This is a genomic window from Novosphingobium sp. (assembly GCF_040398825.1).
In the GTDB taxonomy this organism is placed as follows: Bacteria; Pseudomonadota; Alphaproteobacteria; order Sphingomonadales; family Sphingomonadaceae; genus Novosphingobium.
Genome location: NZ_JBBATI010000049.1, coordinates 1 through 22,899, shown reverse-complemented (window position 1 = coordinate 22,899; position 22,899 = coordinate 1). Strand labels below are relative to the sequence as shown.

Sequence of the window (22,899 nt, the reverse complement as noted above, 5' to 3'; positions counted from 1 at the left end):
TTCATTTCCATCATCGGCGAACCATCGTCCTTGCCGCCGCTCATTGCCATGGGTGGTACTCCTTAGTCCTGTACAAACCGGGTATGCGAACCTGACGTCTTCTGGCCGGATGGCCTAGCCGTTGGGATCGACCGGGGTCGAGATGAAGCCGACCTTGGGATAACCCGCAATCTGCACGTTGTAGATGGCACCCGCAATGCACTTCCACGGCACATGAACGTCGCCGCGAATGTGCACTTCAGGAACCTTTTCCGGGTCCATGTTGGCCGCACCACCTTCGCGCTTCACGATTGCATCAAGACGATCGAATGCCGCCTTGTACAATTCAGTGTTGTCGACCGGAGTGGTGTTGTTGACATAGATGCGGCATTCACCGGTGGGTGAAGAGCCTTGATAGCCCGGCTGTTTCGGGCTGCGCCCGGCCGTATCGGTCGACACCACGGCGATCAGCAGGTTTTCCACCTTGTCCTGGGTTTCCTCGGACTTGAGAATGGGAACCTTGAGTTTCTCGATGGTCTGGATCGCCACCGGCACCGCAATGAGGAAGATGATCAGCAGCACGAGCATCACGTCCACGAGCGGCGTGGTATTGATGTCCGACATTGGGCGGTCTTCGCCGCCGCCGCCTACAGACATTGCCATTGGTTAAATCCTATCCGATTTGCCCCGCATGAAAGTGCCGGTTTGATCCGTCACCCCATGCGTGTGTCCGGACAGGGCCGACCCGATCGGGCCGGCCCTGATCTTTTCTGGTACTTACTTCTTGGGCGCAGCGGCAGGAGCAGCCGGCTTTGGCGCAGCGGCCGCCGGCAGAACCGGCTTCACCGCACCATGCGACGCGATGTTGGCCAGCACATCGGTGCTGAACCCGGTCAGCATTTCAGCGATGCGCTTGTTGCGTGCCTGAAGGAAGTTGTAAGCGAGCACGGCAGGAACCGCGACGAGCAGACCAAGTGCGGTCATGATCAGCGCTTCACCAACCGGGCCTGCGACCTTGTCGATCGACGCCGAACCGGCAAGACCGATGTTGATCAGCGCGCCATAGATGCCGACCACGGTACCGAACAGACCGATGAACGGCGAAGTTGCACCCACGGTTGCCAGGAACGGCAGGCCGCCGGCGAGCTTCGCATTGATCGAATTTTCCGAACGGGCCAGCGAACCGTGCAGCCAGTCGTGCGCTTCGGTCTGGTCAACCAGCTTGGTGGTCTGGTCTTCGGCCAGGATGCCGTCTTCGACGATCTGGCGCCATGCGCTGTTCTTTTCCAGCTTGCCGACGCCTTCTTTCAGCGAAGCAGCGCGCCAGAACGTGGGCACGCCCGAACGGAACTGGCCGATCACCTTGCTCTGTTCCATGTACTTGGTGAACAGAATGAAGAACGAACCGAATGACATGATGGCCAGGATCGTAAACGTCGTGAGCGGGATCATGTTCGGCTTGCCGCCTGGAAACAGGACTTCCACAAGACCAAATTTGTTCTGTGGCGCCGCACTGGCCGCGGCTGCTGCGAGCGTCTGGATGAGCATGTGCGAATATTCCTCTTCAAGAATTCAATAGAAAGGACAAATGGCTAAAAAACGGGACTTTTGATCTGGCAGGGCCAGGATTGAAACGCGCGCTGCGCGATCAGTCCTTTGGAATCTGCCAGCGGACCGAGCTTGTATAGGCACCCGTGGTCGGGTTGCCATCACCGTCTGTGGCCGGATTGAAGCGCGCACGGCGCCGCATCAGGTCGCAGGTCGTCTTGTCCAGTTCGGGGCTCCCGCTGGATCTGGTGATTTCACAGCTCGCGACTTTCCCGTCGGCGCCAAGCGAAAGGTGGAAGCCGGTAACGCCTTCCTGCCCAAGCTGGAGTGCACGCGTCGGGTAATCGTTGTCCGAAGCCCATTCTGAAGCACGTCCCTTCGGCGTCGCACTTTTCGGTGTGAAACGCGGCGGTGGCGGTGCTGGCGGCGCAGGTGTGGCGACAAATGGCGGCGGCGCCGGAGTTGGCGGCGGCGGTGTCGACACAGTCTGAATCGGCGGCGGCGCGAAGTTCAACTGTATGGGTGGGGGCGGCGCCACAATCGGCGGAGGCGGAGGAGTATCCGTCTTCGGCGGGGGCGGCGGCGGTGGTGGCGGCGGCTTGTCCGGGTCAATCTTGACCGCGGTGGCTACCTCCTTGATCTTCTTGAAGGCCGAGTACGCGAGTCCTGAAATCAGCGCGTAGCCGACGACGACATGAAGAATTGCAACGACGATGAGCGCGGTGATCTTGTTACCGCTCATCTGTTGGTCAGCGTAAGCCATTCAGCTCATTAACTCCATGATCTTCCGTCCAAACCCTGGCACACGGGATTTCCCGCAAAAAAAGGACCAAGACAGAGCCTCAGGTGGAATCACCGTCCCACCCGTTAGGCTAATCCAGCGATGACATTCCACCCTGCCGGCAAACCGGTCCACCGACATCGGGGACAAGTGACCCGGCGGCGGCATGTGTCGAGCATTTTTTGTATTTTGCCCGATCTGGACGAAGCCATAACGTCGAAGCCATGGCCACGCAATTGCTTTATCGGTTCACGCCCGATTCGCGTTAAATTGCCTTGTTGACATGGCCGCTGCATGGCACCCCAGGCCCGCAAAACCCACAGGATTTGATCATGCCAAAGTCCCTAATTCACCCCCTGGCATGGCACCGTTGCGGCCTGGTCGCAGGGCTTGCGCTTGCTGCGCTGGCACAAGGGGCAATTGCCCGAAATGCCCCGGATTTCGCGCCTCCGACCGGGTTTGGTGCGGCCCCGGCAATGGTCGATTCGGCGGTCACCGGACAGGGTGCCACAGCCGGACACACGTATGCCGATCTGGTCGATCTGGCGATTGCCAGCCCAATCGTGGTCAGGGCCGTAGTCCACCGTCAAAGCCGGTTGAAACCGGTGGATTCGCCCGGCCTGCAACCCGGTTTTGCCCGCCTTTATATCGAAGCCGACACCGCCGCGCTGCTGGTCGGGCCGGAATTGGGCGAATCGCTGCGGTTCCTTGCCGATGTACCGGTCGATGCCAATGGCAGGGTGGCAAAGCTGGCCAAGACCCCCGTGCTGCTGTTTGGCCGCGCCGTGCCGGGCAAGCCGGGCGAGCTGCAATTGACCGCGGCCGACACCATGCTGCCGTGGAGCGCCGCGCTGGAGGCCCGCCTGCGCGCGATCCTGACCGAGCTGGTCAATCCCGACGCGCCGCCGCGCATTGTCGCCCTGCGTGAGGCTGTGCACGTGCCCGGCAATCTGACCGGTGAGGGCGAGACACAGTTCTTCTTTGCCACCGACGGCGGCAAGCCGGTGTCGATTTCGGTGGTGCGCCGGCCGGGTGAACCGACCCGCTGGGGCGTCAGCTTTACCGAACTGGTCGACCAGGCCGCCAGCCCGCCACAGCCCGAATCGCTGGCCTGGTACCGGCTGGCCTGTTCGCTGCCACCGGCCATCCCCGACCGCGCGGCGATTTCGGCGACCGATGCCGACAAGCAGATTGCGGTGGAAGACTATGTGATGGTGCGCCAGGCGCTGGGGCCGTGCACCCGCAACCACGCCGGCGGTTGATCGGTTGGCCCATCCCGTAAAAAACCGGTTCCCACGGACCTGCGTGTTCGATTAAGGCGTTCAAGGTTTTGTGAAGGGTCGCGCTGCGCGCGACTCATACCTCCCGCCCCGCCTCCCCACCCGACCACCAATGATACCATCATGCTGTGGTGGTCGGGTGGGGAGGCGGGGCGGGAGGTCTGACTGCACATCAGTGCAGTTTGGTATCATCGGCGCAAAAGAGAAAATCATGAGCGAACCTTTGCGCATTGCGCTGGCAGGTCTGGGTACCGTGGGCGCCGGTGTGGTGCGGCTGATCGAGGCCAATGCTGATCTGATCGCCCGCCGCGCCGGGCGGCCCATCGTGATCACCGCGATCAGTGCGCGCAACCGCGGCAAGAATCGCGGGTTCGATGCCACGCGCTATGCCTGGGAAGACGACATGGTCATCCTGGGTGAACGCAGCGATGTCGATGTGGTGGTCGAACTGGTCGGTGGCGCCGATGGACCGGCGCTGGCGCTGGCGCGCACCACGTTCGAAGCGGGCAAGGCGCTGGTGACCGCCAACAAGGCAATGATCGCGCACCATGGCCTGGAGCTCGCCAAGCGGGCAGAGGCGGCGCATTGCGCGTTGCGGTTCGAAGCCGCGGTGGCGGGCGGCATCCCGGTGATCAAGGGGCTGAAAGAGGGCGCGGCAGCCAATACCATCCACCGCGTTTATGGCATCCTGAACGGGACCTGCAATTACATCCTGTCAACGATGGAGGACACCGGCCGCGATTTTGCCGACGTCCTGGCCGAAGCGCAGGCCAAGGGTTTTGCTGAATCCGACCCCAGTTTCGACATCGACGGCATCGATGCCGCGCACAAATTGTCGATCCTGTCGTCAATCGCGTTCGGCACCGCGCTGGATTTTGGCGCGGTGGCGGTGACCGGAATCCGCCGCGTGCTGGCCGCCGATATCGCGCAGGCCGATGCGCTGGGCTATTACATCAGGCTGATCGGCATGGCGCAGATCGACACCGGCGCCGATGGCCAGCGCCGCCTGTTTCAGCGCGTGCATCCGCATCTGGTGCACCGCGATCATCCGCTGGCGCATGTCGATGGCGCGACCAATGCGGTGGTGGCCGAGGGCGATTATGTCGGCCGGCTGTTGTTCCAGGGCGCGGGCGCGGGCGATGGCCCGACCGCCAGCGCGGTAGTCGCCGATCTGATCGACATTGCGCGCGGCGACATCGGCGCGCCGTTTTCGATCCCGGCGGCCGAGCTGGAGATGACTGCCCCGGCCGACAGCGGCCAGCGCACCGGCAAGGCCTATCTGCGGTTTGCCGTCGCCGACCGGCCGGGCACGCTGGCAGAAATTGCCGCGGCGATGCGTGACGCCGGGGTATCGATCGAAAGCCTGATCCAGAAAGGGCGCGTCGAGGTTGCCGGCGAGGACCGCGCGCTGGTATCGCTGGTCACGCACCACGGGCCCGAAAGCGCGATTGCCGAGGCGCTGCGCCTGCTGGATGGGTCACCCAGCCTGGCCGAGCCGCCTTTGGTTATGTACCTGCTGGAAGAGTAAGACCCGCGTCTCAATTTCCGCGAATCTCGCCCCGGGCAATCAGATCGGCATCGGACCCGGCCGGTGCCGGGGGCAGCAGGCGGAAATTGATATCGGGCAGCAGCGCGCGCGGGCAACCGCCCAGTCCGCAACCGAGGCTGATGCTGTGACCGGTAATCCGGTTGTTCATCACATCGGGCCCGCGTGGCAGGCCATCATGGATATCGGTGGCCGATTTCAATTCGTCGGGTATCGGCAGGCGATCCTTTGAATTGTCCTTTTTCTTGCCGCACACGGTAATGCCGCCAACCGCGCCGGTGTCTTCGCAGCGCGGTTCGCGGGGGGATACCAACAGGCGTTCGGCCAGGTTGGGTTCGTCCTTCGAACTGTCATTGGCGTCGGTTAAGGGCAAAGACGGGGTGGTCGGGATTTGCGCGGGAGACGCCGCACGCGCGGGCGCCTGCGCCAACGCCGGTGGCGCCGTAACGGCAAGTGCGGTCACAACCGCCAGAACGAGAGCCACTCTCGACAACACCATCTTCCTCAGGCTAGGGCAATGCATACGTCTGCACGCCCATCATCACAGGGAATTACAGTGACCCAACCCATTGCACAACCCGCCCCGTCCCATGTTCTCGACCGTGTACTGGTGCTGGAGATGGTCCGCGTGACCGAGGCCGCGGCCATCGGCGCGTCGGCGATGATCGGGCGCGGTGATGAAAAGGCGGCCGACCACGCGGCGGTAGAGGCAATGCGCGCCGCGCTGAACGAACTGTACATGGACGGCACCATCGTCATCGGCGAAGGCGAACGCGACGAGGCACCGATGCTGTTCATCGGCGAAAAGGTCGGGCTGGCACCGGGCAAAGGTCCGAAGATCGACATCGCGGTCGACCCGCTGGAGGGCACCACGATTACCGCCAAGAACGGCCCAAACGCGCTGGCGGTGCTGGCCGTGGCCGAAGAAGGCGGGCTGCTGAACGCGCCCGATGTCTATATGGACAAGCTGGCGGTCGGCCCCGGCTATCCCGACGGGATCATCGACCTTGACCGGTCGATCACCGAAAACGTGACCGCCGTCGCCAATGCCAAGGGCGTCGCACCCGGTGAGATCACGGTCTGCGTGCTCGACCGTGCGCGCCATGCCGATATCATCGCCGAACTGCGGTCACTGGGCTGTGGCATCATGCTGATCCCCGATGGCGATGTGGCTGGCGTGATTGCAGTCACCAACGAAGAAACCGGCATCGACATGTACATGGGCCAGGGCGGCGCCCCCGAAGGCGTGCTGGCCGCCGCGGCACTGCGCTGTGTCGGCGGGCAGATGAAGGCCCGGCTGGTGTTCCGCAACGATGACGAACGCGGCCGTGCCAAAAAGTGGGGCATCACCGATCTGAACAAGCAATATGACCTGATCGACCTGGCCAAGGGCGATTGCATCTTTGCCGCCAGCGGGGTCACCGACGGATCGCTGCTGGCCGGCGTGAAGCACCACAAGAGCGGCATGTTGACCACCGAGAGCGTGGTGATGCGCGCCAGTTCGGGCACCGTGCGCTGGGTGAAGGGCGAACATCGCCGCCACAAGGGGTAATTGTTCGATACCGGGCCTGCCGATGGCACAAAAAACCCGGCCTGCGACACCGCAGGCCGGGTTTTTTTGGTGGGCGCCGGCGGCGTGCGTTATTCCGCGGCGATGCCCGCCACGCCGAACATGTCGAGCGCGGTTTCCTCAACCAGGTCGGTGTTGCCGGCGGTGCGTGCCTTGCGGCGGCCATCGAACGACGACCACACGTCGTTCCAGCTGCCGCGAGTGGCACCTTTGGAATATTCGGTGGCGCGGGTTTCAAAGAAGTTGGCGTGTTCGACACCGTTCAGCAGCGGGGCGAGCCAGGGCAGCGGGTGATCTTCGATCATGTAGATCGGCTGGAACCCGAGCTGGCCAAGCCGCCAATCGGCGATGTAACGGATGTAGCGCTTGATTTCCTTGGCGCTCATGCCGTGGACCGGGCCCTGTTCGAACGCCAGATCGATGAACGCGTCTTCGAGCCGGACAGTTTTCTGGCAGCAATCGATGATGTCTTCGCGCACCGCCTTGGTCAGGCAGCCGCGTTCCTGCACAAACGCGTGGAACAGGCGGATGATGCCTTCGCAATGCAGCGTTTCGTCGCGGACCGACCAGGTCACGATCTGGCCCATCCCCTTCATCTTGTTGAAGCGGGGGAAATTCATCAGCATGGCAAACGAGGCGAACAGCTGCAGCCCTTCGGTAAAGCCACCAAACATCGCCAGCGTGCGGGCAATGTCTTCATCGGTGTCGACCCCGAATTGCTGAAGGTAGTCATGCTTGGCCTTCATTTCTTCGTATTCGAAGAACATGCCATATTCGGATTCGGGCATGCCGATGGTGTCGAGCAGATGCGAATAGGCGGCGATGTGCACGGTTTCCATGTTGGAAAACGCCGCCAGCATCATCTTGATTTCGGTCGGTTTGAACACGCGGCCATATTTGTCGTGATAGCAATCCTGCACCTCGACATCGGCCTGGGTGAAAAAGCGAAAGATCTGCGTAAGCAGGTTGCGTTCGTGTTCGCTGATGTTCTGCGCCCAGTCGCGGCAATCTTCGCCCAGCGGCACTTCTTCGGGCATCCAGTGGACCTGCTGCTGGCGCTTCCAGAATTCATAGGCCCAGGGGTATTCGAACGGCTTGTAGGTCTTGCGGGCTTCGAGCAGGGGCATGACGGGGAACTCCGGGAGAATGCGAAAGTGCAATTACAACGGCGCCGGGTTTGTGTGAACGACCCAATGGCGCAAAAGCGGCGGAACGGTCCTGCCCGGTGGGGCAGTGGCAAGCCGTGACGGGCGGCCTATTTCCAGAACCAGCGCGGCGACAGTGCGCGGTTTTTGCGGTTGCGCCACATCTGAAGGTACATCCACAGGCCTGAAAAACTGAAGAAAATCATGGCGAAGCCCGAAAGGGTGGCGATCGCCACACCCACCGGACCCAGGCTTTCCCCCGAATGGAGGTGGTGCAGCAGGCCGACCAGCGCCTTGGCCCCACCCGGCCTGGCCTTTGGCCGGCAGGTATAATCCGCAGGGCAGGCAAACGGTGGCGCTGACGCCGTCGCATGGTCGCCATGATCCTCTTCCCCGCCGAACCACGGCACGACCTGGCTGAGCACGCCGGTCACGGCGATCCATAACAGCACCACGGCGAAAACGATCGAAAGCCAGCGGTGCCATTTGCGCATGAAACGGGGTTGCCAATGTTTGGCCGGCCGCGATGGATACGTTGACGGCCGGGAATGGGTATCCAGCAGGCTGGAACGGAAACAGCGCGCAGGCACCGCCCCGCCCAGGCAACACGCCGGGGCGGGGCCTGGGCGCCATTACTGACAGGCGAGGCATTCTTCGTAATCGGTATGCTGCGTCTGCAGCGCGATCACCGGGGCGGTGGCGGTGTTGTCAGCTTCGACTCCACCGGCAAAACCCGCGCGCTGCACCGATTTCGACCGCAGGTAATAGAGCGATTTGATGCCCTTTTCCCAGGCCTGGTAATGCAGCATCAGCAGATCCCATTTGTCGACATCGGCCGGGATATACAGGTTAAGTGACTGGGCCTGATCGATATAGGGGGTGCGGTCGCCAGCAAATTCCAGCAGCCAGCGTTGGTCGATTTCAAAGCTGGTCTTGTACACCGCCTTTTCCTCAGCGCTCAGGAAATCAAGGTGTTGCACCGAACCGGCGTGTTCCAGGATGGTGTTCCACACATTGGTGGAATCCTTGGATTTGGCCTGCAGCAGTTTTTCCAGATAGGGGTTCTTCACCACGAACGAGCCCGACAGCGTCTTGTGGGTATAGATGTTCGCCGGGATCGGTTCGATACAGGCCGACGTGCCGCCGCAGATGATCGAAATCGACGCAGTCGGCGCAATCGCCATCTTGCACGAAAAGCGCTGCATCACGCCCATGTCGGCGGCATCGGGGCAGGGTCCGCGTTCCTGCGCCAGCAGCAGCGATGCTTCATCAGCGCGCGCGGCAACATGGCGGAACATCTTGAAGTTCCACGCCTTGGCCATCGCGCTTTCGAACCCGATCGACTTTTTCTGCAGGAACGAATGGAAACCCATCACCCCCATCCCGACCGAGCGTTCGCGCGCGGCGGAATATTTGGCACGCGCCATTTCGCTGGGCGCGCGGTCGATGAAATCCTGCAGCACGTTGTCCAGGAAACGCAGCACGTCTTCGATGAACAGCTTGTCTTCGTGCCATTCGTCCCAGGTTTCAAGATTGAGCGACGACAGGCAGCACACCGCGGTGCGATCGTTGCCCAGATGGTCGCGGCCGGTCGGCAGCGTGATTTCCGAACAGAGGTTCGATGTCGAAACTTTCAGACCCAGATCACGATGATGTTTGGGCATGGTGCGGTTCACCGTGTCGGAAAACACGATATAGGGTTCGCCCGTGGCGAGCCGCACTTCGACCAGTTTCTGGAACAGGCTGCGCGCATCGACCTTGCCCCGGACGGCGCCGTCCTTGGGGCTTTTCAGTTCGAATTCGCGCCCGTCGCGCACCGCTTCCATAAAGTCATCGGTCAACAGCACGCCATGGTGCAGATTGAGCGCCTTGCGGTTGAAATCGCCGCTGGGCTTGCGGATTTCCAGGAATTCTTCGATTTCCGGGTGCGACACGTCGAGATAGCATGCCGCTGACCCGCGCCGCAGCGACCCTTGCGAAATCGCCAGGGTCAGGCTGTCCATCACCCGCACAAACGGAATGATCCCGCTGGTCTTGCCATTCAGGCCGACATTTTCGCCGATGCCGCGCACATGGCCCCAATAGGTGCCGATGCCCCCGCCGCGTGCGGCCAGCCAGACATTCTCGTTCCAGGTCGAAACGATCCCTTCCAGGCTGTCCTCAACCGAATTGAGATAGCACGAGATCGGCAGGCCCCGGCCCGTGCCGCCATTCGACAGCACCGGGGTGGCCGGCATGAACCACAGGCGTGAGATGTAATCGTACAGGCGCTGCGCGTGTCCGGCATCGTCGGCATAGGCCGCAGCCACGCGGGCGAACAGATCCTGATAGCTTTCGCCCGGCAACAGATAGCGATCGTCCAGCGTGTTCTTGCCAAACGCGGTCAACAGCGCATCGCGCGAAGCATCGGTGCGAATATCAAACCGGCGCGCATGCACCGCCTTGGAATCCTCTTCATGCACGCGCGATGGTGCTGCGACCAAAGCCTGGCTCCCCCGATCCTGCGCCGTCATGCCGACTGCCTTTTCCATACCGGTCCCGGCACCCGCCATCGCCGACAGCATATCCCCCAGCACGCCATCGAGCGCAGAGCCCTGGTCCTGGTGGTTGTCTGTCGCTGCGCCATCACCCGTTCTGAAATCCACGCTCAAATCCTTGAATAGTGCCAGACCAGGCCTGCCGTTACGGCAAAGGCCAGGCCATGCTGTCGTCTTGTTCGTGGGTCGACGACCCGCCGACCCGCCCCACCCGAAACCCGGTTCCGCAAAAAACCTGATCCCCCGAAACCCACATCAACCACCGGATGGCAACGATGCCGCCACCATCCCGCGATCCGACCCACGTGCTGTGCCGGAACAGGCCGCCAGTATAGCGCCATTCAGAACAAACCGTGAATCAATTTGGTTGTGCAGCCGGCCCCCGATCGTGTGGCAGACGGGATCGACAGCACCGGCAATGGATGCCGTCACTGTTTCGCGGTGCCCTGTGGGCCAGCGCCGTTTGCAACTAGGTCTTGAGGTTCCCGGTCATAGCAACCACTACCTATAGTGCCGCAACGCGTGCGGGACACAAGAGGGTAAACAACGCATGACCGATTCGGTTCGTCGCACGCACGATTCGTTTCATCGTGATGACAGCCATTGTGCAGTGCAGCGACGCGTGGATTGAGCAGCAGTTCAAGCGCGGATTCACGCGATTGAAATAAAATTTGGCGGTTTGGACGATCCTGTGGACAAGCCAGCTGTCCAGACCCACCTGATGGCTTATCCACCACCGCCGCGACCGCGCCGGCATTGCAAAGGAAACCACCGCGCCATGTTCAATCTGCTGTCGATGATCGTGGGCGGGCTGATCACCGGTTTGCTGGCCCGGTTTCTGTACCCCGGCGCAGTGCACCTGCCGCTGGGGCAGACCATCCTGCTGGGAATCGGCGGATCACTGCTGGCGGGGCTGGCGGTCAGCTGGCGCGAGGGCCGCCCGTGGAGCGAAGGATTCAGCCGCGCCGGTTGCATCGCATCGGTACTGGGCGCGATGCTGCTGATCTTTATCGGCCGGCATTTATGATTGAACGCAGACTGCCCACCCCGCCTCCCCGCCCGACCACCACAGCATGATGGTATCATTGGTGGTCGGGCGGGGAGACGGGGCGGGTGGTTTGCGTTTCCGCTAGGGAACCAAAACCGTATCCCGTGCGGCGGGGTGCGTCGCCGGGTAATCCTGGTTGTAGTGCAGGCCGCGGCTTTCCCGGCGGGCGCGGGCGCTTTTCACGATCAGTTCGGCGGTTTGCAGCAGGTTGCGCAGTTCGATCAGATCGGCGGTCACGCGGAAATTGCCGTAATATTCATTCACTTCGTTTTTCAGCAGCTTGATGCGGTGGGCGGCGCGTTCCAGCCGCTTGTTGGTGCGCACGATGCCGACATAGTTCCACATGAACCGCCGCAATTCGGTCCAGTTCTGTTTGATCACCACCTCTTCGTCGGAATCGGCCACGCGGCTTTCATCCCACGGCCGCACTGGCGGGGCTGCGTCAAACTGGTCCCACCGCGCCAGAATGTCGCGCGCGGCGGCATCGCCAAACACGAAACATTCCAGCAGGCTGTTGGATGCCAGCCGGTTGGCGCCGTGCAGCCCGCTTTCCGAACATTCACCGATGGCATAGAGCCCGGGCAGATCGGTGCGTCCGGCCAGATCGATCAGCACGCCACCACAGGTGTAATGCTGCGCGGGTACCACCGGGATCGGCTGGCAGGTCATGTCGATACCCAGCGCCAGCAGCCGTTCGTGGATGTTGGGGAAATGCGTGCGGACAAACTCCGGGTCCTTGTGGCTGATATCGAGATGGACGTAATCCAGACCCAGCCGTTTGATTTCATGGTCGATCGCACGCGCGACAATATCGCGCGGAGCCAGTTCCGCCCGCGGATCAAACCGCAGCATGAACCGTTCGCCATTGGTCGGCAGCAGCAGATGCCCGCCTTCGCCGCGCACCGCCTCGGTAATCAGCAGGTTCTTGACATCCAGGTTGTACAGGCAGGTCGGGTGAAACTGCATGAATTCCATGTTCGACACGCGTGCGCCGGCGCGCCACGCCATGGCGATGCCATCGCCGGTGGCGCCGCGTGGCGCGGTGCTGAACAGATAGGTCCGCCCGGCGCCGCCAGTCGCCAGAATGGTCGCACGGCCGGTAAAACATTCGACTTTGCCGGTCTGCGCGTCGAGCGCATAGACGCCCCACACTTGCCCGCCACGGCCTGATCGCGGTTTTTCACCCGCCTCATGGCCGCGATCGCGATGCCGGTCGGTTACCAGATCGACCGCGACCATTTCGGGCCGCAGGGTGATGTTGGGGTGTGCGCGGGCCGCCCGGATCAGCGCTTCCTGCACGGCATAGCCGGTGGCATCATCAACATGGACAATCCGGCGGTGCGAATGACCGCCTTCGCGGGTCAGGTGGAGCGCGCCCGATTCCTCGTTGAAGGGCACACCCAGGCTGGCCAGCCGGCTGATCGCCTGGGGGGCATGTTCAATCACGAATTCGACCGTTTCGCGCCGGTTCAGCCCGGCGCCGGCGATCATCGTGTCGCGCACATGGTCTTCGAACGTGTCGCCTTCATCCAATACGGCGGCAATCCCGCCCTGCGCCCACGCGGTTGATCCGCCGTCAAGCGGCCCTTTGGCCAGCACCAGCACCTTCAGCTGTTCGGCCAGCACCAGCGCGGCGGTCAACCCGGCCGCGCCCGAACCGATAATCAGCACGTCATGTTCGTTCACTGGATTTGCTCGCTTTTGGTCAGCCCGGGGTGGTGTTGTCATCGCTGCTGCGCCGTCGACCCCGGCATGGCGACGGCATGGCAGCGTGGCAACTCTTGACAAAAATTTAGTCGCCTTCGCAGCCACGAAATGATAAGGGTTTTTACATAAGGCGGGTCAAAGTGCGGCGGGTGAAATTTCATGTTAATTGGTCGGTTGTCATGCCTGTTCAACCGGCACAAGCCGTCGCGCAAAACCGTGCGCCGGACTGGTTCTCATTACCTGGGTGCATGTCGGTGGTGCAACAAGCCCATCCTGCGCAAGGGAAAGGGTGGCTGGCGCGTCAACACCCACTATACGCCTGAATCCGAACAAAACTAAAGTTAGCATGCTTTAACTATTGGTTTATTCAGCGTCCACAGCGATGTCGGAAGGCGCGCGTGAGCTGGTAAGCGTCACAAACACATCCTCCAGATCCGCCTCTCGCGTGGTCACATCGACGATACCCAGGCCAAGCTGCTGCACCAGCGCCATGACCTGGCCGGCGTTCGTCATATCCTTGTCATAAGATATTTCAATTTGGCGGTCACCGATCATCACGCTGCGATGGAACAGATCGTGCTGTGGCGCAGCATCAATCGCGCGGTCCAGCGTCAGCACCACGACCTTTTCGCGCGCCATGTTAACCAGTTCGCGAGTCGGCTGGTTGGTGATCAGCCGGCCGTGATTGATGATCGCGATCCGGTCGCACAGCTCTTCGGCCTCTTCCAGATAATGCGTGGTCAGCACCACGGTAACGCCTTCGCCATTCAGCCGCCGCACCAGATCCCACAGCTGCCGGCGCAATTCAACATCGACACCGGCGGTCGGTTCGTCCAGCACCAGCACCGGTGGATTGTGCACCATCGCCTTGGCAATCAACAGCCGCCGGCGCATCCCGCCCGACAAAGACCGGGCATAGGCATGCGCCTTGTCCGCCAGATGCACCGCGTCGAGCAATTCCATCGACCGCCGCCGCGCCTTTGGCACGCCATACAGCCCGGCCTGGATTTCCAGCACTTCAAACGGGGTGAAAAACGGATCGAACACCACCTCTTGCGGCACGATGCCGATCGACGCTTTGGCATTGCGCCGGTCCTGGTCGATATCGTGGCCCCAGATGGCGATCGTGCCCTCGGTCTTGGTCACCAGCCCGGCCAGGGTGTTGATCAGCGTCGATTTGCCCGCACCGTTGGGCCCCAGCAGCCCGAACACCTGCCCGCGCGGCACATCGAAACTGACGCCGCCCAGCGCCAGTTTGCCGGTGCCGCTGTCTTTACCGGCGGGGGCATAGCGTTTGACCAGGTCGCGGATGTGAATGGCCGGTGTCGTTTCCATACCCGCACTCCTGCCGTGCCGGGATGCCGCCGTAAAGGGCCATGATGGGCGTTGACCGCGCAAGACAACCCGACGACGGCCACGGCGGGGCGCTACGAAGGGGGCCGCACCGGCTTGTCGCCGCGGATGTCCTTTGCTAACCGCCGTGGCCATGAGCAACGCACCCGAAACCACCTATACCACCGCGCACCGGGTCTGGTGCGATGGCGCCGGCGCCATTCGTTCGACCGGCGGGTTTGCGCCCTCTGCGCTGGGCCATCCGCGCGTGTGGCTGGAAATCGACGAACGCGGCTTTGCCGAATGCGGGTACTGCGATCGCCGCTTTGTGCTGACTGGCGGGCCTGCCGATAGCCGGGCTGATACACCAGCAGGGTAGTAGCGTCGGCGCGCATCGCGGCCTATAGACGGTCGGATGACCACCATGACCGATCCCCGCTCGCTGCTGTACCGTCCTGGCCTGCTGACCCCGGATGACGCCCGCCGGCTGACCGCCGATGCGCTGGGCCGCTGCGATGATGGCGAACTGTTCCTGCAATTCATTGCCAGCGAAAGCTTTGGCTTTGACGATGGGCGCCTGAAAACTGCGGATTATTCGCGCGATTCCGGGTTTGGTCTGCGCGGGGTGTCGGGCGAAATGACCGGCTTTGCCCATGCCAACGAAATTTCTGCCGCGGCGATTGCGCGGGCGGGCGAGACGTTGAAACTGCTCGATCCGGCCAGCGCGCGGGCCGCGCCGCCGCCGCGCACCAGCAACCGCCACCTTTATACCGATGCCTCTCCGCTGGATGCGGTGCCGTTCGAAACCAAGGTGCGCCTGCTGGAAACGATCGACGCCGCAGCGCGTGCGCGCGATTCGCGCGTGGTGCAGGTTTCCGCATCGCTGGCGGCCAGCTGGTCGGTGATCGAAATCGTGCGCGCCGATGGCTTTGTCGGGCATGATATCCGCCCGCTGGTGCGGCTGAATGTCGGCATCGTGGTGGAACACCAGGGCCGGCGCGAAACCGGCAGCTTTGGCATCGGTGGCCGCCGGCTGTATGATGATCTGTTCCTGCCTGAAACGTGGGACCGCGCGATTGACAGCGCGCTGGCGCAGGCGCTGGTCAACCTGGATGCGGTGGCTGCGCCGGCGGGTGAAATGACCGTGCTGGTGGGGCCAGGCTGGCCCGGGGTGCTGTTGCACGAAGCGGTTGGCCACGGGCTGGAGGGTGATTTCAACCGCAAGGGCACCAGCGCCTTTTCCGGGCGAATCGGCCAGCGGGTGGCGGCGCCGGGGGTGACCGTGGTCGATGACGGCACGCTGGGCAACGAACGCGGCGGCGGCCGGCGCGGATCGCTGTCGATCGATGACGAAGGCACCCCGACGCAGGAAAACGTGCTGATCGAGGACGGCATCCTGAAAGGGTATATGCAGGACCGGCTGAACGCCCGGCTGATGGGGGTGGAACCCACCGGCAACGGCCGCCGCGAAAGCTATGCCCATGCGCCGATGCCGCGCATGACCAACACTTTTATGCGATCGGGAACAGACGACCCGGCCGAATTGCTGTCACGCGTGAAAAACGGCATATTTGCCACATCGTTCGGCGGCGGGCAGGTCGATATCACCAGCGGCAAATTCGTGTTCACCTGTACCGAGGCCTATCGCGTGGAAAACGGCAAGATCGGCGCCCCGATCAAGGGCGCGACGCTGATCGGCGATGGCCCGACCGCGCTGACCCGGGTGGGCGGTATCGGCAATGACATGGCGATCGACGAAGGCATCGGGGTGTGCGGCAAAGGTGGCCAGAGCGTGCCTGCCGGCGTTGGCCAGCCGACGCTGCTGCTGGAAGGGCTGACCGTTGGCGGCACTGGCTAACGCCTGACAAAGTCAGCCAGCGTTCAGGTTTGGCATGGCAAATTTCGCGGCAGGGTTTTCAAGAGGATCTTTCACCATGACGCGATCGACACACAAGCTCGCTCTGGCGCTGGCAGGAACAATCGCGGTGATCGCCGGTGTCGCGGATGCCAGGCCCCGGCTGACCGGGGAACAGCAATTGGCCGAAATGTTGAAGGACCGCGTTCCCGGCAAACCGGTGGATTGCATCACCATGCCGATGATCACATCGTCGCAGGTGATCGACAAAACCGCGATCGTCTATGAATCCGGCAGCACCTATTATGTGCAGCGGCCGCGGGTCGGCGCCGAATCGCTCGACAGCGATGATGTGCTGGTCACCCGTCTGACCAGTTCGCAACTGTGCAGCATCGACACGGTGCAGTTGCACGACCGGTCCAGCGGGTTCTGGCGCGGGTTTGTCGGGCTGGACAAATTCGTGCCCTATGGCCGCGCGCCAAAGGTTGCCGCGCCACCGGCGGTACCGGTGATGATCAAGCCGATCCGGTAATCCGGAACCGCCTTGCAGCGGCATTTTCCGGCCGCGGCAATCATGGCTTGGCAATCGCGGGCGATTTTGCTTAGGCACGGGTCATGACCCTGCGCCTTGCCACCACAAATGATATCGACGCCTTGGTCGATCTCGGCCGCCGATCGTTTGTCGCCAAATTCGGTGACTTGTATGCCGAGGCCGATCTCGACCTGTTTCTGGCGCAATCGCATGTGCCCGAAAAAATTGCGCGGGAACTGGCCGATCCGGACATGACCGTGGCGGTGATTGAAACCGATGGGACACTCGCGGCGTTCTGCAAATTCGCGCATGTCAGCACGATGCCCCGCCACAGCGATGCACAGCGCCCGGCCGAGGTGAAGCAGCTGTACGCTGACCCCGATGTGCAGGGGCGTGGGCTGGGCACACGGCTGATGATCTGGGCAATCGAACAGGCGCGCGGATTGGGCGCGGATGAATTGCAACTGTCGGTCTATGCGCACAATCCCGACGCGCACCGCTTTTATGCCCGGTTTGGCATGGTCAAGATTGCCGACATCACGTTTCAGGTCGGCAACCACATCGATCCCGAAATCATGATGGCCGTCCGGCTTTGACCTGACGCAGTGATCCTGCAACATTATATGGCGGCGATGGTTGCCGACCGGGGAGTGCCAATTTTGTCTGACCGTAAGCGCAGCGCCACCCGCCCGATCGGCGCGATTCGTGCGCGGAGCGCGCTGACCGCCCTGGCGGCGCTGCTGCTGGGCTGTTCGGCCACCGTTGCCCATGCCGATCCGCGTGCGGATTCGGCCGGGCTGGATCTGGCGAAATACCGCGGCAAAGTGGTCTATGTCGATTTTTGGGCATCATGGTGCGGCCCGTGCAAGCAGGCCTTTCCGTTCATGGCCCAGCTTTCGCGCAAATTCCGGCCGGCCGATCTGGTGGTGATCACGGTTGATGAAGAGCGCCAACGCGCGTCGGGTGAGGCGTTCCTGCGCAAATTGCAATCGACGCTGCCGGTGGTCTGGGACAGCGATAACGCAATTGGCAAAGCCTGGGCAGTGAATGAATTGCCGGTGACGCTGATGTTTGATCGCAAAGGCAAAATGCGGTTTCGCCATCAGGGCTTTGTGGCGGCCAACACGGCGGAATACGAAAACCAGATCAAGACCCTGATCGCCGAACACTGATTCGCAAGCGTTGGCGGTGGCCAGGGGTCTGTTTCGAAAGAGCCTCCCACCGCGCCGCACCAGCGTATTGCCAATCGGCCAGTGATCCCGCCTGCGTTGAAAATTCGCAGCGCGAACGATTGCGTTGGTGGTGCGGTAACACCATCGCAAGGATACTTGCGCTACATACACCCTTACGCAAGCACGATGTCCGGCCGCCAGGGGCGGAATCGGTGCTGGCGATGAACAAGGGCGGTGACAGTGTCGACGCACAGCGAAGGCCCCGAACAACCGGGCGCGTCGGGATTGCCCGATGCGGACGGACCGGTGCGTTCTGGCGCCGATCTGCGCGGTGCACCCCGGTTTGCACTGTTGTTGCGCGTGGCAAAGCTGGTGATCGATGGCCGCGAACAGTTCTGTGTGATCCGCGATGCATCGGCCACCGGGCTGAAGGTCAGGCTGTTTGCACCGCTGGCCGAACAGACGCAGCTGGCGGTCGAACTGGCCAATGGGGACCGCCATCACGCGCATTGCGTTTGGGTTGCCGATGATCACGCCGGGCTGGCGTTCAACGAACCGATCGCGCTCGACCGCCTGATCAACGAGGCAAAGGACGTGGGTCGGCGCCGCCATGTGCGTCTGCGAATCGCGTTGGATGGCGTGTTGCATTCAGGCGGAGAGGCGATCCCGGTCAGCATCCACAACATTTCGCAGCAGGGTGCCGCCATCGACAGCGAAAAATGGCTGTTGCTGCACGAACTGGTAAAGATCGAAACGGCGGTGCTGCCGCCGCTCTATGCCAAAGTGCGCTGGCGCGATCATCCCCGCTATGGCGTGATCTTTGAACAGATTTTCCAGCTGGAAGAACTGGCCCGGCACTGCAGCGGCCTGCCCGCGCCAATCGCGCCGGCACAGCACGACAGCACCGACCCGCGCGCCGCCAGCGGCAGCTGACGCCCGGTCGCGCTGCGGCGCGCCTCTTGACCTCCCGCCGAAATGGCTCGTTGCACGCGGTTGATGCGTAGGCTGGCTTTAACCGCCGGTTTATCCCCTTTGCGCCAAACCAGCGCGACACCACCGACACGGCAAAAGCAAGCCCACGCACCGATTGCAGCCCACGCCAAAACCATTTGCCCAGATGTGCCAGGCATGAAAATTCGCCGATTCCGCGCGCGGCGTTAACCATCCCTTATCCAATTTCGTTCACCTCAGTCGGCAAGGCAACGGACACGTGCAAGGGGCTGGCAATGGCTATCGAAATCGAAACGCAGACTGGGTTGAATACAGGTACGGCGGCTGCGGATGCGCAATACAACGTCGATGTGGCAATCATTGGTGCAGGCCCGGCCGGGCTGACCGCAGGATACCTGCTGTCGCGTCAGGGCTATAAAGTCGCGATCATCGAAAAAGACCCGCACTATGTCGGCGGCATCAGCCGCACGGTCGAACACGAAGGTTATCGTTTCGACATCGGCGGACACCGGTTCTTTTCCAAATCGCAACAAGTGGTCGATCTGTGGAACGAGATTCTGCCCGATGATTTCATTCAACGCCCGCGGATGAGCCGGATCTATTACGAAGGCAAATTCTATTCCTATCCGCTGCGCGCGTTCGAAGCGCTGGGCAACCTGGGCATCCTGCGTTCGACCGCCTGCATGGCAAGCTATGTCTGGTCGCGCCTGTTCCCGATCAAGGACGTGCGCAGTTTTGAAGACTGGACCAGCAACCAGTTCGGCAAAAAGCTCTATTCGATCTTTTTCAAGACCTACACCGAAAAGGTGTGGGGCATGCCTTGTGATGAAATGAGCGCCGACTGGGCCGCACAGCGCATCAAGGGTCTGTCGCTGGGTGCGGCGGTCTATGACGGGCTGAAGCGCAGCCTGGGGCTGAACAAGCGCCCCAACAACGGCATGGCGACCAAAACCCTGCTGGAAACGTTCCGCTATCCGCGCCTCGGGCCCGGCATGATGTGGGATGCCGCGCGCGACAAGATCGTTGCCGCCGGTGGCCTGGTGCTGATGGGCCATGGCCTGAAACAACTGGCCGGCGACGGGCAGACCGGCTGGCGCATGACCGCGACGCGCGCCGATGGCGGGGAAACCGTGATCCGCGCCGCCCATGCGATCAGTTCAGCGCCGATGCGTGAACTGGCCGCGCGTATCCATCCACTGCCGCAGACCACGCTGGAGGCCAGCAAGCTGCGCTATCGCGACTTTTTGACCGTGGCGCTGAAAATCCGGTCGGACGATCTGTTCCCCGACAACTGGATCTATATCCACGACAGCAAGGTGCGCGTTGGCCGCATCCAGAATTTCCGTTCATGGTCGCCCGAAATGGTGCCCGATGCCGATGTGGCCTGTGTCGGGCTGGAATACTTCTGCTTTGAAGGCGACGATCTGTGGGCCTCCAGCGACGACGCGCTGGTGGAACTGGCCACGCGCGAAATGGCCATTCTGGGGCTGGTGCAGCCCGAACAGGTCATCGGCGGCACGGTGGTGCGTCAGGAAAAGGCCTATCCGGTCTATGACGAAGAATATGCCGCCAATGTCGCCGCGATGCGCACCGAACTCGAAGCCAGCTACCCCACGCTGCACATGGTCGGCCGCAACGGCATGCACCGGTATAACAACCAGGACCATGCGATGATGACCGCGATGCTGACCGTGGAAAACATCATGGCCGGCGACCGGGTCTATGACATCTGGTGCGTCAACGAAGACGCCGAATACCACGAGGCCGGCAATGAGGGCGATACCAAGGCCCTGCCCGAGGCACCCGGCCGTCGCGAAATCAGCGCCGACAGCCAGGCCGCGCTCGATTCGGTTCGCGATGTTCCCGAACGCGTCGCCAAGCGCGACCGCGCGGCGGCCTGACAGGGCCAAATCCACCCTGCCCCGGGACCAGTCATGGCCCTGGGGCTGGGTGCCCGTCCCCATGACGCCACGCGTCGGCCGGGGTGCTGCACACCGCAAAAAGAGCAGTTTGGCTGATGGCTGACATCTCGCTTCCCGTTTCCTCCATGGCCCGGCGCGCGGTGTCCGCCGATCAGCCGCGCGCCGCCACGGGCCATGCCTGGCTGTCACGCGTGCTGATCATGTGGCTGGTGCTGGTGCTGCTGCTGCTGGTGATCGATGCGCCGATGATCGCGGTGGGCCGGTTCGGCGATCCCGATGATGCGCTGCGCCTGATGGAAGTGCGCGATCTGCTGGGCGGGCAGAGCTGGTTTGATTTGCACCAATACCGCATTGCCGCCCCCGCCGGGGTGCCGATGCACTGGTCGCGGCTGGTCGATGTGCCGCTGGCGGCAATGATCCTGGTTCTGCGCCCGCTGCTGGGCGGGGCACTGGCCGAAACCGCGGCGATCGTGGCGGTGCCGCTGCTGACACTGCTGGCCACGCTGATGCTGGTCGGGCGGCTGACAGCCAAATTTTTCGACACCGAAACCGTGGGTATCGTCTGCCTGGTCACCGCCATCGGCGGGCCATTGCTGTTTCAGATGACGCCGATGCGGATCGACCACCACGGCTGGCAAGTGGTGCTGGCGCTGGCCGCGCTCAATGGCCTGGCCGCGCGCGATGCACTGCGCGGGGGGCTGGTGATCGGCGTCGCGCTGGCCGCATTGCTGGCGATATCGATCGAAGGCCTGCCGATGACGGCGGTGTTTCTGGGCGTTCTGGCGCTGCGCGGGTTTCTGGGTGAACCGCCAACCCGGTCGTTTGCCGGGCTGGCCACGGCCAGCGTCGCGCTCGCACTGGGCAGTGTTGCCATTTTTCTGGGCACGCGCGGGATCGGTGATCTGGCCACGCACTGCGATCAGATTTCACCGATCCACCTGGCGCTGTTCGGCGTGGTGGCACTGGGCACCACGCAGCTGATCACGCTTAATCCAGCGCGCTGGCAGGTTGCCGCGGGGCTGCTGGTGGCCACCAGCGCAGCGACGCTCGCGTTGTATCTGGGGGTGGCGCCACAATGCCGGGGCGGCGCGTTTGTCGCGCTGGACCCGGTGGTCTATCACTACTGGTACGAGGGCGTGTCCGAAGGGATGCCGTTCTGGCACCTGCCGCTGGGCATCGCGATCGAAACCGTGGGCGTGCCGCTGGTCGGGCTGGTGTCGGTCGCGCTGTTGTGGCTGGGCAGCGATGATGCGCAACAGCGCGCATGGTGGCGCGATCACGGGCTGGTGCTGGCCGGCGCGCTGCTGATCGGGGCGATGGTCGCGCGCGCATCGGCGACAGCCTGCGGGCTGGCGGCGATCCCGACCGGGGCGATCGTGCTGCGCTGTATCATCGGGTTGCGCACGGTGCCGCCACTGCGGCGCGTGCTGGGCTACATCGGGATTTTTGTGATGCTGATGCCGCCGTTGCCGGTGCTGGCGTGGAACAAGATCGTCGCGGCCATCCCCGGCCAGGCCCACCACCAGACCCCCACCACCGGCATCACGCCGACGATTTCGCGGTGCAGTTATCGCGCGGCGGCGCAGGCGCTGGACCGGTTGCCGGCGACCGACCTGTTTTTGCCGCTGGATATCGGCCCTGATATTCTGGTGCGCACCCACCAGCGTGTGGTCGCCACCGGGCACCATCGCGGCGCGGCGGGGATGCACGATGTGATCTCTGCATTTCTGGGCAGCCCGGATGAGGCGCATGCGATTATCGCGCGCCGCCATGCCACGCTGATCGCGGTGTGCCCCGACATCCCCGAACCCGCCAATTACGTGCACTATGCGCCCAACGGCCTGATGGCGCAGCTGCTGCGCGGGCAGACGCCGGCCTGGCTGGAACGGGTTGATCTGGCGCCCGGCAGCCACATCCTGTTCTGGCGGGTGAAGGGCTGATACCAAAGTTCACTGACGTGAACTCATACCGCCCGCCCCGCCTCCCCACCCGAC

The 22,899-nt window shown here is 62.8% G+C and carries 21 protein-coding genes; 12 read left to right on the top strand and 9 right to left on the bottom strand.

Features of this window, described 5'->3' with window-relative positions:
- Positions 1–114 precede the first annotated feature (114 nt).
- From ABWP89_RS17280 to ABWP89_RS17270, 3 genes are all read right to left on the bottom strand, one after another.
- On the bottom strand, positions 115–642 hold the full coding sequence (locus ABWP89_RS17280) for an ExbD/TolR family protein (RefSeq protein ID WP_353230886.1): 528 nt from the start codon (positions 640–642) through the stop codon (positions 115–117).
- A 114-nt stretch (positions 643–756) separates the two neighbouring features.
- The gene (locus ABWP89_RS17275) at positions 757–1,527 is read right to left on the bottom strand and encodes a MotA/TolQ/ExbB proton channel family protein (protein ID WP_353230885.1); all 771 of its coding nucleotides are present in this window, start codon (positions 1,525–1,527) and stop codon (positions 757–759) included.
- 100 nt (positions 1,528–1,627) lie between these two features.
- On the bottom strand, positions 1,628–2,290 hold the full coding sequence (locus ABWP89_RS17270) for an energy transducer TonB (protein WP_353230884.1): 663 nt from the start codon (positions 2,288–2,290) through the stop codon (positions 1,628–1,630).
- Positions 2,291–2,640: 350 nt separating this feature from the next.
- Here ABWP89_RS17270 and ABWP89_RS17265 point away from each other — a divergent pair, with 350 nt between their 5' ends.
- Entirely contained in the window at positions 2,641–3,570 is a 930-nt protein-coding gene (locus ABWP89_RS17265) for a hypothetical protein (protein ID WP_353230883.1), read from the top strand.
- Positions 3,571–3,799: 229 nt separating this feature from the next.
- Positions 3,800–5,116, top strand: coding sequence for a homoserine dehydrogenase (locus ABWP89_RS17260; RefSeq protein ID WP_353230882.1), 1,317 nt, complete (start codon positions 3,800–3,802; stop codon positions 5,114–5,116).
- Positions 5,117–5,126: 10 nt separating this feature from the next.
- On the opposite strand, the gene ABWP89_RS17255 is transcribed toward ABWP89_RS17260, so the two are convergent.
- The gene (locus ABWP89_RS17255; RefSeq protein ID WP_353230881.1) at positions 5,127–5,618 is read right to left on the bottom strand and encodes a hypothetical protein; all 492 of its coding nucleotides are present in this window, start codon (positions 5,616–5,618) and stop codon (positions 5,127–5,129) included.
- 72 nt (positions 5,619–5,690) lie between these two features.
- On the opposite strand from ABWP89_RS17255, the gene glpX reads away from it, so the two are divergent.
- A complete protein-coding gene (gene glpX, locus ABWP89_RS17250) occupies positions 5,691–6,686 on the top strand; it encodes a class II fructose-bisphosphatase (protein WP_353230880.1) in 996 nt (331 codons plus the stop codon).
- A gap of 89 nt (positions 6,687–6,775) precedes the next feature.
- On the opposite strand, the gene ABWP89_RS17245 is transcribed toward glpX, so the two are convergent.
- The 3 genes from ABWP89_RS17245 to ABWP89_RS17235 all read right to left on the bottom strand — a co-directional run bounded on the left by ABWP89_RS17245 (position 6,776) and on the right by ABWP89_RS17235 (position 10,413).
- Positions 6,776–7,831: a ribonucleotide-diphosphate reductase subunit beta gene (locus ABWP89_RS17245; RefSeq protein WP_353230879.1), complete on the bottom strand. Its 1,056-nt coding sequence runs from the start codon at positions 7,829–7,831 to the stop codon at positions 6,776–6,778.
- Between the two features lie 128 nt (positions 7,832–7,959).
- The gene (locus ABWP89_RS17240) at positions 7,960–8,439 is read right to left on the bottom strand and encodes a PepSY domain-containing protein (protein WP_353230878.1); all 480 of its coding nucleotides are present in this window, start codon (positions 8,437–8,439) and stop codon (positions 7,960–7,962) included.
- A gap of 42 nt (positions 8,440–8,481) precedes the next feature.
- Entirely contained in the window at positions 8,482–10,413 is a 1,932-nt protein-coding gene (locus ABWP89_RS17235) for a ribonucleoside-diphosphate reductase subunit alpha (protein WP_502915322.1), read from the bottom strand.
- Positions 10,414–11,164: 751 nt separating this feature from the next.
- Here ABWP89_RS17235 and ABWP89_RS17230 point away from each other — a divergent pair.
- Positions 11,165–11,413 carry a GlsB/YeaQ/YmgE family stress response membrane protein gene (locus ABWP89_RS17230; RefSeq protein WP_353230877.1) on the top strand — a complete coding sequence of 83 codons (249 nt, stop codon included), beginning with the start codon at positions 11,165–11,167 and terminating at the stop codon, positions 11,411–11,413.
- A 102-nt stretch (positions 11,414–11,515) separates the two neighbouring features.
- Here ABWP89_RS17230 and nadB read toward each other — a convergent pair whose 3' ends face one another.
- Both nadB and ABWP89_RS17220 read right to left on the bottom strand, forming a co-directional pair.
- Complete coding sequence (gene nadB, locus ABWP89_RS17225; RefSeq protein ID WP_353230876.1) at positions 11,516–13,162, bottom strand: L-aspartate oxidase; 1,647 nt, start codon at positions 13,160–13,162, stop codon at positions 11,516–11,518.
- 342 nt (positions 13,163–13,504) lie between these two features.
- A complete protein-coding gene (locus tag ABWP89_RS17220) occupies positions 13,505–14,476 on the bottom strand; it encodes an ABC transporter ATP-binding protein (RefSeq protein ID WP_353230875.1) in 972 nt (323 codons plus the stop codon).
- A gap of 151 nt (positions 14,477–14,627) precedes the next feature.
- On the opposite strand from ABWP89_RS17220, the gene ABWP89_RS17215 reads away from it, so the two are divergent.
- From ABWP89_RS17215 to ABWP89_RS17180, 8 genes are all read left to right on the top strand, one after another.
- Positions 14,628–14,852 (top strand): zinc-finger domain-containing protein, encoded by a 225-nt coding sequence (locus ABWP89_RS17215; RefSeq protein WP_353230874.1) that lies wholly within the window; start codon positions 14,628–14,630, stop codon positions 14,850–14,852.
- 36 nt (positions 14,853–14,888) lie between these two features.
- Complete coding sequence (gene tldD, locus ABWP89_RS17210) at positions 14,889–16,331, top strand: metalloprotease TldD (RefSeq protein WP_353230873.1); 1,443 nt, start codon at positions 14,889–14,891, stop codon at positions 16,329–16,331.
- A 76-nt stretch (positions 16,332–16,407) separates the two neighbouring features.
- Positions 16,408–16,860: a hypothetical protein gene (locus ABWP89_RS17205; RefSeq protein ID WP_353230872.1), complete on the top strand. Its 453-nt coding sequence runs from the start codon at positions 16,408–16,410 to the stop codon at positions 16,858–16,860.
- An 83-nt stretch (positions 16,861–16,943) separates the two neighbouring features.
- The gene (locus ABWP89_RS17200) at positions 16,944–17,456 is read left to right on the top strand and encodes a GNAT family N-acetyltransferase (RefSeq protein WP_353230871.1); all 513 of its coding nucleotides are present in this window, start codon (positions 16,944–16,946) and stop codon (positions 17,454–17,456) included.
- A 63-nt stretch (positions 17,457–17,519) separates the two neighbouring features.
- On the top strand, positions 17,520–18,032 hold the full coding sequence (locus tag ABWP89_RS17195; RefSeq protein ID WP_353230870.1) for a TlpA family protein disulfide reductase: 513 nt from the start codon (positions 17,520–17,522) through the stop codon (positions 18,030–18,032).
- A 240-nt stretch (positions 18,033–18,272) separates the two neighbouring features.
- A complete protein-coding gene (locus ABWP89_RS17190; RefSeq protein ID WP_353230869.1) occupies positions 18,273–18,965 on the top strand; it encodes a PilZ domain-containing protein in 693 nt (230 codons plus the stop codon).
- A 293-nt stretch (positions 18,966–19,258) separates the two neighbouring features.
- Entirely contained in the window at positions 19,259–20,884 is a 1,626-nt protein-coding gene (locus ABWP89_RS17185; RefSeq protein WP_353230868.1) for an NAD(P)/FAD-dependent oxidoreductase, read from the top strand.
- Between the two features lie 116 nt (positions 20,885–21,000).
- Positions 21,001–22,845, top strand: a complete 1,845-nt coding sequence (locus ABWP89_RS17180) for a hypothetical protein (protein ID WP_353230867.1) — start codon at positions 21,001–21,003, stop codon at positions 22,843–22,845.
- Positions 22,846–22,899 lie beyond the last annotated feature (54 nt).

Coding starts and splice junctions, on each gene's coding strand:
- ABWP89_RS17275 (WP_353230885.1), bottom strand. CDS start 1,527: ATGCTCATCCAGACGCTCGCAGCAGCCGCGGCCAGTGCGGCGCCACAG.
- ABWP89_RS17265 (WP_353230883.1), top strand. CDS start 2,641: ATGCCAAAGTCCCTAATTCACCCCCTGGCATGGCACCGTTGCGGCCTG.
- ABWP89_RS17260 (WP_353230882.1), top strand. CDS start 3,800: ATGAGCGAACCTTTGCGCATTGCGCTGGCAGGTCTGGGTACCGTGGGC.
- nadB (WP_353230876.1), bottom strand. CDS start 13,162: ATGACAACACCACCCCGGGCTGACCAAAAGCGAGCAAATCCAGTGAAC.
- tldD (WP_353230873.1), top strand. CDS start 14,889: ATGACCACCATGACCGATCCCCGCTCGCTGCTGTACCGTCCTGGCCTG.
- ABWP89_RS17245 (WP_353230879.1), bottom strand. CDS start 7,831: ATGCCCCTGCTCGAAGCCCGCAAGACCTACAAGCCGTTCGAATACCCC.
- ABWP89_RS17220 (WP_353230875.1), bottom strand. CDS start 14,476: ATGGAAACGACACCGGCCATTCACATCCGCGACCTGGTCAAACGCTAT.
- ABWP89_RS17180 (WP_353230867.1), top strand. CDS start 21,001: ATGGCTGACATCTCGCTTCCCGTTTCCTCCATGGCCCGGCGCGCGGTG.
- ABWP89_RS17200 (WP_353230871.1), top strand. CDS start 16,944: ATGACCCTGCGCCTTGCCACCACAAATGATATCGACGCCTTGGTCGAT.
- ABWP89_RS17235 (WP_502915322.1), bottom strand. CDS start 10,413: ATGCTGTCGGCGATGGCGGGTGCCGGGACCGGTATGGAAAAGGCAGTC.
- ABWP89_RS17205 (WP_353230872.1), top strand. CDS start 16,408: ATGACGCGATCGACACACAAGCTCGCTCTGGCGCTGGCAGGAACAATC.
- ABWP89_RS17230 (WP_353230877.1), top strand. CDS start 11,165: ATGTTCAATCTGCTGTCGATGATCGTGGGCGGGCTGATCACCGGTTTG.
- ABWP89_RS17185 (WP_353230868.1), top strand. CDS start 19,259: ATGGCTATCGAAATCGAAACGCAGACTGGGTTGAATACAGGTACGGCG.
- ABWP89_RS17270 (WP_353230884.1), bottom strand. CDS start 2,290: ATGGCTTACGCTGACCAACAGATGAGCGGTAACAAGATCACCGCGCTC.
- ABWP89_RS17280 (WP_353230886.1), bottom strand. CDS start 642: ATGGCAATGTCTGTAGGCGGCGGCGGCGAAGACCGCCCAATGTCGGAC.
- ABWP89_RS17215 (WP_353230874.1), top strand. CDS start 14,628: ATGAGCAACGCACCCGAAACCACCTATACCACCGCGCACCGGGTCTGG.